This is a genomic window from Dawidia soli (genome assembly GCF_018598185.1).
In the GTDB taxonomy this organism is placed as follows: domain Bacteria; phylum Bacteroidota; class Bacteroidia; order Cytophagales; family Cyclobacteriaceae; genus Ohtaekwangia; species Ohtaekwangia soli.
Genome location: NZ_JAHESC010000046.1, coordinates 29,404 through 42,428 on the forward strand (window position 1 = coordinate 29,404; position 13,025 = coordinate 42,428).

Below are 13,025 nucleotides of genomic sequence, written 5' to 3' on the forward strand. Positions count from 1 at the left end.
TGTGATTAGTGACTATTTAAAAGCTCAAGAATTAATATAATAGCGCAAATTTTTCCTAAACTTTAAACTATCAACAATTTACTTTAAACTATGAAAACTCAACAATCATCTTCTTCTTCATCCTTAGCTGAGAGCCTGAAGTCTGGATTTGCGGCGGCCGTTATTTTCATCGAGATCATTATCGGTGTTCTTATCTGGCATTTTGTGCTGGGAAATCCGGATAACTTCGTGGGTGGCGATCCGAACAATCACCCGGTAGAAGGCAACTTTCTCGGCATTTTCTACAAAGGTGGATACCTGGTGCCACTGGCTATCGCGCTCCTGTTGATGGTTTTTACATTTGCTATCGAGCGTGCGTTTACACTGGGCCGTGCAAAAGGCAAAGGTAACGTAAAGGCATTTGTTCAGCGCATCCGTCTGTTGGTTGCTGGTGGCAGCATCACACAAGCTGTTGCCGAGTGCGATAAGCAAAAAGGTTCTGTTGCCAATGTAGTGAAAGCAGGTTTGCTGAAATACAACGAGCTCTCGAACAACAACACCATCGAGTTAGAGAAGAAGGTAACGATGATCCAGAAGGATATCGAAGAAACCACGCAGCTGGAAATGCCTATGCTGGAGAAAAACCTGGTGATCTTTGCAACTGTTGCATCGGTGGCTACGCTGCTTGGTCTGCTGGGTACGGTATTGGGTATGATCAAGGCGTTCTCGTCTATGGCGCAGGCAGGTGCTCCTGACTCGGTGGGTCTGGCCACGGGTATCTCTGAGGCGCTTATCAACACCGCTCTTGGTGTGGGTACTTCAGCTCTCGCGATCATATTCTACAACCTGTTTACCAGCAAGATCGACGCCCTGACACACGGTATCGATGAGGCGGGTTTCAGCATTGTGCAGAATTTCACGGCTACTCAACAAGGAAAACTCTAATCATTTAAACACTTATAAGGTATGCCTAAATCAAAAGTACATAGAGTACCACCGTCGATGGACATGACGCCATTGGTGGATTTGGGGTTCCTGTTGGTGACATTCTTCATGCTAACAGCGACGGCACGGCCTGATGAGCCTGTGACTGTTGATATGCCTTCGTCTGTTTCGGAAATCAAAATGCCGGAGACCGACATCATGTTGATCACGGTATCGAAAGACGGCAAGGTATACTTCAACCTGGATGGTAAATACACCCGCCAGGAGCTGTTGAGGACCATGGGTGAGCGTTACGGCATCAGCTTCTCCGACCAGGAGGTGGCGCGTTTTGCGGTAATGTCAACGTTCGGTTTGCCAATCGGTAACCTGAAGGACTACATCAACATGGGCCCGGAAGAGCGTAAGAATGTGAACCAGCCTGGAATACCGGTAGATTCGGCCAACAACCAGTTGAAAGACTGGATCGTGTTTTCGCGCATGGCCAATCAAAAGGTTCGCATCGCGATCAAGGGGGACTCGGATTCGAGCTATCCCGTCGTGGAGAAAGTGGTCAATACACTGATCGACAACAAAGTCAATCGGTTCAACCTGATCACGAACATGGAAATGAATAAAAAACCTTCGTAACCATTAAATTCAAAAGAAGAAATGGCAGAAATACAACAAGGTGGTGGAGGAGGTAAGAAAGGCGGTAAGGTCCGGGCCAAGAAAATGTCGACAAAAATCGACATGACACCGATGGTAGACCTTGCCTTCTTGTTACTTACTTTCTTCATGCTGACCACAACGTTCAGCAAGCCTCAGACGATGGAGATTACCATGCCTGAGAAAATAAAAGATGAGGATAAACCCCCGGAAGTAAACGAGAAGAAAGTTGTGACACTGATCCTGGGGGCCAACGACAAGATCTATTGGTACCACGGCATCACAGATCCGAAAGTGGAAGTGACCGACTTTTCCGCGAATGGTATCCGTAAGGTATTGTTGAAGCAAAATGCAGAGATTCCCGGTATGATCCTCTTGATCAAGCCCGGCGATGATTCACGCTACAAAAACATGGTGGACATTCTCGATGAGATGAACATCACAAACATGCAGCGTTACGCATTGGTGAAGATCACAGATACGGATAAGGAGTTGGTAAAAGAATCGAACTTATGAAAGCAGAACAATTAAAACCGCAGCGGTGGGAAGATATTGTCTTCGAATACCGCAATAAGGATTACGGCGCCTATGAGAACCGGGTGAAGTATTCCAAGCATGTCCTGCTGGCAGCGATTATTACGTTAGTTACGGCAGCACTGGCGCTGGCGTATCCCAAAATTGTAGCGTTGTTCAAATCGCAAGAGGAGGAAGTTATACCGGTATTAAAGACGGTAAAATATACCGATCTGGCACCGCCGCCGCCGATTCAGAACACGCCGCCGCCGCCGCAGGTGAACATTCCGCCCCCGGTAAAAACCATCATTAAATATCTTCCTCCGAAAGTGACTGACAAGGAGGTTATCGAAGAGGAAGAGATGCCTACGATCGAAGAGATCAAGGTAAACGAAGTAGGTTCGGAGAACATCGAAGGTGACGCTACAGACGTCGTGTTCGATGAGCCCGTGAAAGAGGTGGTTGCCGATGCGGGCAACGACGACGATAAGATCTTTACCGTCGTGGAACAGCAAGCCGAGTACCCCGGAGGGATGGCAGAAATGATGAAGTTTCTGCAGAAGAACGTGAAATATCCTGCGGCAGCACGCCGGATGGGAATCGAGGGTTCGGTATTCGTGAGCTTTGTGGTAGACAGAGAAGGAAAAATTAGCGATCCGCAGATCGTGAAAGGTATCAGCGCCGACTGCGATAAGGAAGCTTTGCGCGTAGTAACGCTGATGCCGCCCTGGAAGCCTGGTAAGCAAAACGGTAGAGCGGTTAAGTCGCGCTTCGTATTGCCCATCAAGTTTAAGCTGGCGACCTAGTTATGAAGATGGAATCTGACGAGTACAAAACAACGGGCCTTGAGGCAGTTGTGAAGTATTTGGGAGCGTTCATGGCACTGGCCTATATCGGGATCGGTGCCATGTTCATCGCTCGGGCTGAGACGGTGTTCAACGTACCCGGGCAATATGCTGTTCCGTTGGGTATCCTGCTCATCGTGTATGGCTTATTCCGGGGGTATAAGGTGTACCAACGGTATTTTCAGAAATAGAAGATGAAGATCTTATTTCATAGTTTCTTAATCACCTTGTGTTTATTGGCAGCCTGCACGGGGCGTGACAAGAAGGGAAGACCTCTTGACACGCCCACGTCCGGCTCCATTCGCATCGCCGTGGACGAGTCGCTCAAGCCCCTGCTCGACACGGAAGTAGATACGTTTATGGGGCTGTATCAGCGGGCGCGCATCGAGGTGGCCTACACCTCTGAGCAAGAAGCGGTCCGCCAATTATTATTGGACAGCGTGCGATTGGTCGTTATTACCCGCAAGCTGCTTCCTGAAGAAATTGAAACCCTGGCTCAGCAGGCATATAAGCCGCACCAGGTAACCGTGGCGCGTGAAGGCATCGCCCTCATTATGAACCGCGCCCGCACCGATAGTGTTCTATCGGTGGAACAACTGGGCAAGATGCTGAGAGGCGAGATTGTCAACTGGCACGAAGTCAGCCCCAAGGGGCCGGCAGGTGCCCTTGAAATTGTCTTCGACCAGCCGACATCGGGTATTTTGCGGTACCTAAAGGACTCGCTAAAGATCGATACACTGCCGAAGAACTGTTTTGCAGTAAACGACAACCCATCGGTGATACAGCATGTGGCCTCGCGGCCGAACACGCTCGGGCTGATAGGTGGTACCTGGATCAGTGACCAAGATGATTCTACTGCGAATGCTTTTTTGAATACAGTGCGCGTTGCGGCGCTGTCGCGGCAGACGGGAGGAGAGAGCTTTCAACCCTTTCAGGCATATATTGCCCAGAACAATTATCCGCTGGTGCGCGAGATCACGATCGTCAGCAGAGAAGCGCGTGCCGGTCTGGGAAGTGGTCTCATAGCATTTATTGCTGGGGAAAAGGGTCAACGAATTGTGTTAAAAGCGGGCTTAGTGCCCGTGACCATGCCGATCCGGGTTGTAGAAATTAATCGTCAACCCTTATTTTAGCGCTTGGTGGGGCTTTTTGCGCAACTCGTGGCGCCATGCTGGAGTATGGCATCGTGTTTGTTTTAATAAACCTAAACTTTATACTTATAACACATGAAAGAAGTCAGTAAACGAGCATGGAACGTAGGGAAAATGCTCATGTTCTTCCTTTCCTGTGCGGCCTCGCTTGCGGTAGCACAGGAAAATCCCGCAATTAAACAGGCTGCTTACCTGCTGGAGACCGAACAGCCCACAAAAGCTGTGGCTACGTTGCAGGCTGCAGTCACTGCAAACCCGCAGGATGCAGCCTTGTTATACTACTTAGGCCACGCTCAGATTAAAAATAACGAACGTGCCAAGGCTGAGATAAATTTTCAAAAAGGTACCGAGCTTGACCCCAAGAACGGTTTGAACTTCGCCGGCAAAGGACAACTGCGGATGCTGGACAACCAGGCGGCAGAAGCCAAGGTAGCGTTTGACGAAGCCCTGAAAGTATCCAAGTCGAAAGACGACGAGGTATTGAAAGCTGTTGCCGAAGGTTACCTGCTGGGTGACAAGCTGGCGAAAGAAGCTCTTGCCGTGCTGGAGAAAGTGAAAGGTAAAGATGTGGACGCCGCTGTGCTGAAGGGCGACGCATACCTGAAACTGAACGACGGTGGCAAAGCGGTGAGCAGCTACGAAAACGGCGCTACTTATGACGCGAAGCGTGGCCTGCCTCACTACAAAGTGGGTCTGGTATACCTGCGTTCGAAGAACTACGAAGTAGCCGAGCAAAACTTCAAGAAGGCATTGGAAGTGGATCCGAAATACACCCTGGCATACAAAGAGCTGGGTGAGCTCTACTACCAGTCACGCCGTGCCCCGGAAGCTGTGAAGGCTTACGAAGGCTACATGGGCCTGACCGAGAAGCCGGAGTCTGCCAAGCTGCGTTATGCTTTCTACCTGTTCATGGCGAAAGACTACAAGCGTGCTAACCCGATCTTTGACGAGCTGTCCAAACGTTCTGATGCAACATCGACCGTATACAAATACAAAGCATATGCACTGACGGAGTCTAAAGAATATGCTGCTGCGCACACGGCATTCGACGCTTACTTTGGAAAGGCTACCAAAGAAGAGATCCAGGCGAGCGACTATGAATACTTTGCGAAAATGCTTCAGGAAGAAGGCAACGACTCGCTGGCGGTAGAAAACTATCAGAAGAGCTTCGATCTCGAAAAGAAGGACGATGTTGCTTCGAAGATCGCCGATATCCAATTCAAGCGTAAGAAATATCCGGAAGCTGCAAAAGCGTACGAGCAACTGGAGTCCCTGCGGAAGCTGACGTCGCCGGAGCTGTATGCACAAGGTCGTGCGTTGTATTACACCGACCAGTATCAGCAAGCGGATTCGACGTTCCAGAAACTGATCGCGCTGCAGCCGGCCATGACACTGGGTTATCTGTGGCAGGCGCGTTCGGTCGCGGCGCAAGATCCCGAGACGAACGGCAAGATCCAAGGTACGGCGAAGCCTTACTTCGAGAAGGTGATAGAGGTAGGCCTGGCCCGCCCCGACAGGAGCAAGAACGACCTGATCGAAGCATACTCGTACCTGGGCTATTACCACTTTACGCGGAACGAGATCCAGGCTTCGAAAGGGTTCTGGGAAAAAGTGCTGGCAATCGATCCGAACGATGCCCGTGCACAGGAGATCCTCAAGGCGATGAACGCCCCGGCTCCCAAGCCCACGAAAGGTTAATCGATACGAATGCATATAAAGGCAGAAAGCATAACGCTTTCTGCCTTCTTTTTTTAATCCAAAGGCGTATAAAACGCTTTAAATGGTAATCGTTCACAATATTATTGCTACTATTACCATTAAGTAATAAACCATTTACAGGACGGCATGCTGACAACGATCTTCTCGATCCTTCTGCAGATCACAACCCCGACATCCACTCCGACCGATGCACCGGTCGAAACACTCCCCGCACCGACTGAATCGCTCTCGCTTTTTGACATGGTCATGAAGGGCGGGGTGATCATGATCCCCATCGCTATTCTCGGTTTCATCGCCACGTATTTCTTTATTGAGCGGTGGCTGTACCTGCGCCAGGTGACGAAGGAGAAGAAGGAATTTTTGTCGTCGATCAAGCAGTACCTGAAGTCCGGCGATATTAAAAACGCGCGCATGTACGCGACACAGGACGGTTCTGCCACGGGCAAGATCATTCTGGTGGGGCTGGAGCACATCGGCAAGCCGATGAAGGAGCTCGAGAGCCTCATGGAGTCGGCCGCCAACATCGAGGTGGCGGAAATGGAGCGTAACATGGGCTACCTGGGCATCATTGCCGGGGTGGCGCCGATGCTGGGCTTTATCGGTACCATTGGCGGCATTATCCGCATCTTTTATGACATTTCCCAGACCGACAACATCACGATCGGCATCATTGCCGGCGGTCTGTATGAAAAGATGATCACCAGCGGCGCGGGCCTGTTTGTCGGGGTGATCTCCTATTGTGCCTACCACATTCTTCAGCAGCGTGTGAATGTGTTCACGCTCAAGATGCAGAAAGATGTGTTTGACTTTATGCGTTCCATTTTAACACCGCAGGCATGAAGATCCGGCACCGGAAACAGTTTGCCGCCGAGGTATCAACCTCATCCCTGAACGACATCATGTTCTTTCTGTTGTTGTTCTTTTTGATCATTTCAACCGTTACCAACCCGGCTGTGATCAGGGTGGCGCTGCCGAAGTCCGATACAAAACAGAGTGTGAACCGGAACCCGATAACGTTGACGGTGACGGAGGACAAACGTTATTTTATCAACAAGAATCAAATACCGTTCAGCCAGCTGGAGGCCGCATTATTGAAAGAGGCCGGGGGAGAGCAGGACCCTACCGTTGTGGTACATATTCCGGCGGGCTCGTCGGTGCAAGACCTGGTGGACGTGGTGCAGATCGGTGCACGCAATAAGATCCGCATGGTGCTGGCAACGCGCAAGCCAGATTAACGACGCGCGCTATATTCCTACACGTCTTTACGTACGTAATCTTCACAAGATCCTTTTGTGTCCGGGCAGTTGCCGGAGTGCTTAGCATAGAATGATTCTAAACTAAACATAGTTGTATAGTGCTATGCAATTTGTTTTGACGCGCTTCTCTAATTTGCGCGCGATTGAACGAATCGCTGTAAGATTTGTTCTCAGAATGCGCCCAAAAAGCTCAAATTAATGCAAAACGCATGATGGGATTTGCGGGATAAAAACGAACTTTGCACCCGTCAAACACGCTTATGGAGAACGTAGCAGTCGAACAATATCTACCCATCGGGTTGATGTTTCTTTTCGCCCTGGGCTTTGTGGTCGTCACGATGGCCGCCACGCACCTGTTGGGTCCTAAACGCAAGTCGCAGGTGAAGCTTGAGGCGTTTGAATGTGGTATCGAGTCAAAGGGCAACGCCCGGATACCGTTTAACATCAAGTACTTTCTGGTGGCAATTCTCTTCGTTTTGTTTGACGTGGAGGTAATCTTCATGTACCCGTGGGCTGTAAACTTCAAGCATCTCGGCCTGCTGGGTTTTATTGAAATGGTCACCTTCATGGTGCTTTTACTAGTAGGTTTCTTCTATCTCCTGAAGAAGGGTGCTTTGAAGTGGGAAGATTAAAACAGTGAGTGATGGAAACAGCAACAGGATCAACGATCACCGTAGCGCCCAAGCCGGAAGGTATTGAGGGTGCTGGCTTTTTTGCCACCAGTTTGGATAAAGTCGTAGGACTAGCCCGCGCAAACTCGATCTGGCCCCTGCCATTCGCGACGTCTTGCTGCGGTATTGAATTCATGGCGACGATGGCGTCGCATTACGATCTGGCCCGTTTTGGGTCGGAGCGTTTGAGCTTTTCCCCCCGCCAGGCGGACCTGCTGATGGTGATGGGCACGATCGCCAAGAAGATGGGCCCCATCCTGCGGCAGGTGTACGAACAAATGGCCGAGCCCCGCTGGGTAATCTCCGTGGGGGCGTGTGCCTCGAGCGGTGGTATTTTCGATACCTACAGCGTGCTGCAAGGTATCGACCGCATCATACCGGTAGACGTGTATGTACCGGGTTGCCCCCCGCGCCCGGAGCAGATCATCGACGGCATTCTCAAGATCCAGCACCTGGTGGAAACCGAGTCGGTGCGCCGTCGCGATTCGCCTGAATACAAGGCCATGTTGAACAAATACGGAATGGAATAATCAGTCCTGGGTCTTTGACCCGAGACGTGAGTCTTATACAACTGAATTTTATTAATGGAAGGTTCTGCCCAGGAAAAAACCATCGGTATCCTGAAGGAAAAATATGAAGACCAGATTCTTCATATTGATACACCGTACGATTTTCTAACGGTCTCCCTGAAGGCCGAAAAGATCATCGAGATCATCCAACACCTCTACCACCACCCGGAGGGCAAATTCCAGTACCTCACCACGCTCTGCGGCATACACTACCCGGACCTGCAGCAGATCGCCGTGATGTACCAGCTTCACAGCCTGACGACCAACAACCGCGTACGACTGAAAGTATTCCTGCCGGAAGCTAACCCGGTGGTGCCGACGCTGACGCCTGTCTTCTCGGCGGCCAACTGGCTGGAGCGCGAGACCTACGACTTTTTTGGCGTGGTCTTCGAGGGGCACCCCAACCTGAAGCGCATTCTGAACGTGGAGGACATGATCATTTTCCCCATGCGCAAGGAGTATCCGCTGGAAGACCAGACGCGCGAAGACAAGAACGATTCAATGTTTGGAAGAGATTAGCAGACGCCTGAATTATGCAAGACAATCAACCGGCCACCGACGCACTTACTACCCCAGAAGAGAAACAATATTCTTATCTGAACCTGGGGCCGACCCACCCGGCTACGCACGGTATTTTCCAGAATGTATTAAAGATGGACGGCGAGATCATCATGGACGCCGAGCCGACCGTAGGCTACATTCACCGCGCGTTTGAAAAGCTGGCGGAGCGTCGTCCGTTCTATCAGATCACGCCGATCACCGACCGCCTCAACTATTGTTCGTCGCCCATCAACAACATGGGCTGGCACATGACGGTAGAGAAACTGCTGGGCATCGAGATCCCCAAGCGCGTGCAATACATGCGTGTGATCATCATGGAGCTGGCGCGCATGGCCGACCACATCATTTGTAATACCATCATCGGGCAGGACACCGGCGCCACGACAGGTTTCTTGTACCTGTTCCAGATGCGTGAGCGCATCTATGAAATCTACGAAGAGATCTGCGGTGCCCGTCTGACGACCAACGTCGGCCGCATCGGCGGGTTGGAGCGTGACTTTTCACCCAAGTGCTGGAATCTGATCGAGAAGTTTATTGTGGATTTCCCGATCAAGTTTTCCGAGTTTACGAGCCTGCTGGAGCGCAACCGGATCTTTATGGATCGGACGATCAATTGCGGCCCTATCTCGGCTGAACGCGCGTTGAACTACAGTTTCTCCGGCCCCAACCTGCGGGCTGCCGGCGTGGACTATGACGTTCGCGTCATGACCCCCTATTCATCGTACGAAGAATTTGACTTCGTTATTCCGGTGGGCACTAACGGCGACACATACGATCGGTTTATGGTGCGCCAGGAGGAGATGTGGCAGAGTCTGAGCATCATCAAGCAGGCCATCGAGAAGATCAAGAAAGAACCTGCCGGTGTGTATAGCGCCAAGGTGCCGGAATATTGCCTGCCGCCGAAGGAAGAAGTATACAACGACATGGAAGCGCTGATCTACCACTTCAAGATCGTGATGGGTGAGACCGAGATCCCGAAAGGGGAGGTGTACCATTGTGTGGAGGGTGGTAACGGCGAGTTGGGCTTTTACCTGATCAGCGACGGAGGCCGTACGCCGTTCCGTCTGCAGTTCCGCCGTCCGTGCTTCATTTATTACCAGGCATACCCGGAGATGATCAAAGGGTCGATGCTGTCGGACGCGGTGATTACGATGAGTAGTATGAACGTCATTGCGGGCGAACTGGATGCCTGAGCGGCAGGAAGGAATTTATACCGAGAGAGAAACGATTTAACGGATCATGAGCAAAGTAGAATTTTCACCCGATACGCTGGCCCTGGCGCAGCGCATCATCAAGCGATATCCGGAGGGCAGGCAGAAGTCGGCGTTGTTGCCGCTGCTGCACGTAGCGCAGGCGGAGTTTGACGGCTGGCTCAGCCCGGAGACGATGGACTACGTTGCCTCACTGCTGAACATCAAGCCGATTGAAGTATACGAGGTGGCGTCGTTCTACACGATGTACAACCTGAAACCGGTGGGCAAGTGCCTGATCGAAGTATGCCAAACCGGCCCCTGCTGGCTGCGCGGCGCCGACGACATCGTGGAGCACTTTGAGAAGAAGCTGGGTATTAAAGTGGGGGAGACGACCGCTGACGGAATGTTTACGCTCAAGACCGTAGAGTGTCTCGGCTCGTGTGGCACCGCCCCGATGCTGCAATGCGGCGCCGATTATTATGAGAACCTGACGACCGAGAAGGTCGATACGCTGATAGAGAAACTGCGCGCTTCGGACAACCGCAGCACGTACATGAAATCGAACATGCAGGAGCTATAGCCATGGGAAGACAAATACTTTTAGAACACATCAATGTTCCGGGCATCAATACCTTTGACGTGTACCGGAAGCACGGCGGCTATGCATCCGTGGAGAAGGCGCTCAAGACGATGACGCCCGACGAGGTGACGGAGGAAGTGAAGAAGTCTGGCCTGCGCGGCCGGGGTGGTGCCGGGTTCCCGGCGGGGATGAAGTGGAGTTTCCTGGACCGCAAGTCCGAAAAGCCCCGCTACCTGGTGTGCAACGCCGACGAGTCTGAGCCGGGCACCTTCAAGGACCGCTACCTGATGGAGAAGATCCCGCACGTTCTCATCGAAGGCATGATCACGTCCAGCTATGCGCTGGGCGCCAAGACTTCGTACATCTATGTACGGGGTGAATATATGTATATCATCCGCATCCTGGAGCAAGCCATTGAAGAGGCTTATGCAAAGGGATTCCTGGGTAAGAATATTCTGGGTACCGATTACTCGCTGGACCTGTACGTGCAGCCCGGCGGTGGTGCCTATATCTGCGGTGAAGAGACTGCGCTGCTGGAGTCGCTCGAAGGCAAGCGTGGCAACCCGCGCCTGAAGCCGCCGTTCCCGGCGGTAGCCGGTCTGTATGCCTCGCCTACGGTGGTGAACAATGTGGAAACCATTGCTACGGTTTGCGCGATCGTGAACATGGGCGGCGATGAATATGCAAAAATCGGTATCGGCAAGAGCACGGGTACGAAACTGATCTCTGCCAGCGGCCACATCAACAAGCCCGGTGTATACGAGATCGAGCTCGGTCTGCCGGTAGAAGAATTTATATACTCGGACCAATACTGCGGGGGGATCTGGAAAGGCCGTAAGATGAAGGCAGTTGTGGCGGGTGGTTCATCCGTACCGATCCTGCCGACGGAGCTGATCCTGAAGACCGCCAAAGGCGAGCCGCGGCTGATGTCATACGAGTCATTGTCCGACGGCGGGTTTGTGTCGGGTACGATGTTGGGCTCGGGGGGCTTTATCGTGATGGACGAGACGGCCTGTATCGTGCGCAACCTGTGGACATTCACACGCTTTTACCACCACGAGTCGTGCGGGCAGTGTAGCCCGTGCCGTGAAGGTACCGGTTGGATGGAGAAGGTGTTGCACCGCCTCGAGCACGGCCACGGCCACGAAGGCGACATCGATCTGCTGGTGGACGTAGCCAAGAAGATCGAAGGGAATACCATCTGCCCGTTGGGCGATGCGGCTGCCTGGCCGGTAGCCAGCGCGATACGCCACTTCCGCGAGGAGTTCGAGTATCACGTACGGTACCCGGAGAAGGTGAAGAATCCGAAACACTTCGAGCTGGAGCCGTTCGTACCGGCGGCTGCGGCCATGGCGACAGTATAATTAAAACAGGATTTAAAATAGTTTAGCGACATGGCTAAAGTAACAATAGATGGCATTGAAGTAGAAGTGGCAGATGGAACCACGATTTTGAACGCCGCCCGTCAGATCGGTGGCGAAGTGGTTCCCCCGGCCATGTGTTACTATTCTTCGTTGAAAGATACCGGTGGCAAGTGCCGTGTGTGCCTGGTGAAGGTAACACAAGGCTCTGCGAAAGACCCACGCCCCATGCCGAAACTGGTGGCTTCGTGCCGCACGCCGGTGATGGATGGCATGGTGGTACAAAACATCACTTCGCCGGAAGTACTGGAGGCACGTAAGGGCGTTGTCGAATTCCTGCTGCTGAACCACCCGCTGGATTGTCCGGTGTGCGATCAGGCCGGCGAGTGCGACCTGCAGAACCTGTCGTATGAGCACGGGGTGGGCAAAACCCGCTATGAGGAAGATCGCCGCACGTTCGAGAAGATCGACATCGGCGATAAGATCAAGCTTCACATGACACGCTGCATTCTGTGCTACCGCTGTACGTTCGTAGCCGATCAGCTCACTCAAGAGCGTGTGCACGGTGTATTGAACCGCGGCGATGCTTCGGAGATCAGCACCTATATCGAAAAAGCTGTCGACAACGACTTCTCGGGTAACATGATCGACGTGTGCCCGGTCGGCGCGCTGACCGATAAGACCTTCCGCTTTAAGAGCCGGGTATGGTTCACCAAGCCCCTGGATGCACATCGCGACTGCGACAAGTGCTGTGGCAAGGTTGTGCTGTGGACGAAAGGCGACGATGTACTGCGTGTGTCGGCCCGCAAGGATCAATATAACGAGGTAAAAGAGTATATCTGTAACGAGTGCCGTTACGATCACAAAGACATGAAGGACTGGACGATCGAAGGCCCGCGCCACATCGACCGTCACTCGGTCATTTCGCAGAACCATTACGAAAAGATCGACATGCAAAAACTGAAGCTGGACATCGACCGTCAGCTGACGTTCCAGAAGGGCAAGCAATTACCAGAAACTACTAACCCGTAAGGAAT

Annotated in this window: 16 protein-coding genes; all 16 read left to right on the plus strand. The window is 52.2% G+C overall.

Annotated features, from left to right (window positions below; all coding sequences use genetic code 11):
- Window positions 1-90 precede the first annotated feature (90 nt).
- The 16 genes from KK078_RS24365 to KK078_RS24440 all read left to right on the plus strand — a co-directional run bounded on the left by KK078_RS24365 (window position 91) and on the right by KK078_RS24440 (window position 13,020).
- Entirely contained in the window at window positions 91-924 is an 834-nt protein-coding gene (locus KK078_RS24365) for a MotA/TolQ/ExbB proton channel family protein (protein WP_254092940.1), read from the plus strand.
- Between the two features lie 21 nt (window positions 925-945).
- Complete coding sequence (locus KK078_RS24370; RefSeq protein ID WP_254092941.1) at window positions 946-1,551, plus strand: ExbD/TolR family protein; 606 nt, start codon at window positions 946-948, stop codon at window positions 1,549-1,551.
- Window positions 1,552-1,572: 21 nt separating this feature from the next.
- Window positions 1,573-2,085 (plus strand): ExbD/TolR family protein, encoded by a 513-nt coding sequence (locus tag KK078_RS24375; protein ID WP_254092942.1) that lies wholly within the window; start codon window positions 1,573-1,575, stop codon window positions 2,083-2,085.
- Complete coding sequence (locus KK078_RS24380) at window positions 2,082-2,888, plus strand: energy transducer TonB (protein WP_254092943.1); 807 nt, start codon at window positions 2,082-2,084, stop codon at window positions 2,886-2,888. The genes KK078_RS24375 and KK078_RS24380 overlap by 4 nt, the downstream gene beginning before the upstream one ends.
- 2 nt (window positions 2,889-2,890) lie before the next feature.
- Entirely contained in the window at window positions 2,891-3,118 is a 228-nt protein-coding gene (locus tag KK078_RS24385) for a hypothetical protein (protein ID WP_254092944.1), read from the plus strand.
- Between the two features lie 3 nt (window positions 3,119-3,121).
- Entirely contained in the window at window positions 3,122-4,060 is a 939-nt protein-coding gene (locus KK078_RS24390) for a PstS family phosphate ABC transporter substrate-binding protein (RefSeq protein WP_254092945.1), read from the plus strand.
- Between the two features lie 93 nt (window positions 4,061-4,153).
- Window positions 4,154-5,776, plus strand: coding sequence for a tetratricopeptide repeat protein (locus KK078_RS24395; protein ID WP_254092946.1), 1,623 nt, complete (start codon window positions 4,154-4,156; stop codon window positions 5,774-5,776).
- A 147-nt stretch (window positions 5,777-5,923) separates the two neighbouring features.
- The gene (locus tag KK078_RS24400; RefSeq protein ID WP_254092947.1) at window positions 5,924-6,637 is read left to right on the plus strand and encodes a MotA/TolQ/ExbB proton channel family protein; all 714 of its coding nucleotides are present in this window, start codon (window positions 5,924-5,926) and stop codon (window positions 6,635-6,637) included.
- Window positions 6,634-7,032 (plus strand): ExbD/TolR family protein, encoded by a 399-nt coding sequence (locus KK078_RS24405; protein WP_254092948.1) that lies wholly within the window; start codon window positions 6,634-6,636, stop codon window positions 7,030-7,032. The genes KK078_RS24400 and KK078_RS24405 overlap by 4 nt, the downstream gene beginning before the upstream one ends.
- A gap of 281 nt (window positions 7,033-7,313) precedes the next feature.
- Window positions 7,314-7,685: an NADH-quinone oxidoreductase subunit A gene (locus KK078_RS24410; protein ID WP_254092949.1), complete on the plus strand. Its 372-nt coding sequence runs from the start codon at window positions 7,314-7,316 to the stop codon at window positions 7,683-7,685.
- 11 nt (window positions 7,686-7,696) lie between these two features.
- The gene (locus KK078_RS24415; RefSeq protein ID WP_254092950.1) at window positions 7,697-8,254 is read left to right on the plus strand and encodes an NADH-quinone oxidoreductase subunit B; all 558 of its coding nucleotides are present in this window, start codon (window positions 7,697-7,699) and stop codon (window positions 8,252-8,254) included.
- Between the two features lie 54 nt (window positions 8,255-8,308).
- Window positions 8,309-8,812 (plus strand): NADH-quinone oxidoreductase subunit C, encoded by a 504-nt coding sequence (locus KK078_RS24420; protein WP_254092951.1) that lies wholly within the window; start codon window positions 8,309-8,311, stop codon window positions 8,810-8,812.
- 14 nt (window positions 8,813-8,826) lie between these two features.
- Complete coding sequence (locus tag KK078_RS24425) at window positions 8,827-10,047, plus strand: NADH-quinone oxidoreductase subunit D (RefSeq protein ID WP_254092952.1); 1,221 nt, start codon at window positions 8,827-8,829, stop codon at window positions 10,045-10,047.
- 46 nt (window positions 10,048-10,093) lie between these two features.
- Window positions 10,094-10,627, plus strand: a complete 534-nt coding sequence (nuoE, locus tag KK078_RS24430) for an NADH-quinone oxidoreductase subunit NuoE (protein WP_254092953.1) — start codon at window positions 10,094-10,096, stop codon at window positions 10,625-10,627.
- Window positions 10,628-10,629: 2 nt separating this feature from the next.
- Entirely contained in the window at window positions 10,630-11,991 is a 1,362-nt protein-coding gene (gene nuoF, locus KK078_RS24435; protein ID WP_254092954.1) for an NADH-quinone oxidoreductase subunit NuoF, read from the plus strand.
- A gap of 30 nt (window positions 11,992-12,021) precedes the next feature.
- Window positions 12,022-13,020 carry a 2Fe-2S iron-sulfur cluster-binding protein gene (locus KK078_RS24440; protein ID WP_254092955.1) on the plus strand — a complete coding sequence of 333 codons (999 nt, stop codon included), beginning with the start codon at window positions 12,022-12,024 and terminating at the stop codon, window positions 13,018-13,020.
- The last annotated feature ends 5 nt before the right edge of the window (window positions 13,021-13,025 follow it).

Coding starts and splice junctions, on each gene's coding strand:
- KK078_RS24365 (WP_254092940.1), top strand. CDS start 91: ATGAAAACTCAACAATCATCTTCTTCTTCATCCTTAGCTGAGAGCCTG.
- KK078_RS24370 (WP_254092941.1), top strand. CDS start 946: ATGCCTAAATCAAAAGTACATAGAGTACCACCGTCGATGGACATGACG.
- KK078_RS24375 (WP_254092942.1), top strand. CDS start 1,573: ATGGCAGAAATACAACAAGGTGGTGGAGGAGGTAAGAAAGGCGGTAAG.
- KK078_RS24380 (WP_254092943.1), top strand. CDS start 2,082: ATGAAAGCAGAACAATTAAAACCGCAGCGGTGGGAAGATATTGTCTTC.
- KK078_RS24385 (WP_254092944.1), top strand. CDS start 2,891: ATGAAGATGGAATCTGACGAGTACAAAACAACGGGCCTTGAGGCAGTT.
- KK078_RS24390 (WP_254092945.1), top strand. CDS start 3,122: ATGAAGATCTTATTTCATAGTTTCTTAATCACCTTGTGTTTATTGGCA.
- KK078_RS24395 (WP_254092946.1), top strand. CDS start 4,154: ATGAAAGAAGTCAGTAAACGAGCATGGAACGTAGGGAAAATGCTCATG.
- KK078_RS24400 (WP_254092947.1), top strand. CDS start 5,924: ATGCTGACAACGATCTTCTCGATCCTTCTGCAGATCACAACCCCGACA.
- KK078_RS24405 (WP_254092948.1), top strand. CDS start 6,634: ATGAAGATCCGGCACCGGAAACAGTTTGCCGCCGAGGTATCAACCTCA.
- KK078_RS24410 (WP_254092949.1), top strand. CDS start 7,314: ATGGAGAACGTAGCAGTCGAACAATATCTACCCATCGGGTTGATGTTT.
- KK078_RS24415 (WP_254092950.1), top strand. CDS start 7,697: ATGGAAACAGCAACAGGATCAACGATCACCGTAGCGCCCAAGCCGGAA.
- KK078_RS24420 (WP_254092951.1), top strand. CDS start 8,309: ATGGAAGGTTCTGCCCAGGAAAAAACCATCGGTATCCTGAAGGAAAAA.
- KK078_RS24425 (WP_254092952.1), top strand. CDS start 8,827: ATGCAAGACAATCAACCGGCCACCGACGCACTTACTACCCCAGAAGAG.
- nuoE (WP_254092953.1), top strand. CDS start 10,094: ATGAGCAAAGTAGAATTTTCACCCGATACGCTGGCCCTGGCGCAGCGC.
- nuoF (WP_254092954.1), top strand. CDS start 10,630: ATGGGAAGACAAATACTTTTAGAACACATCAATGTTCCGGGCATCAAT.
- KK078_RS24440 (WP_254092955.1), top strand. CDS start 12,022: ATGGCTAAAGTAACAATAGATGGCATTGAAGTAGAAGTGGCAGATGGA.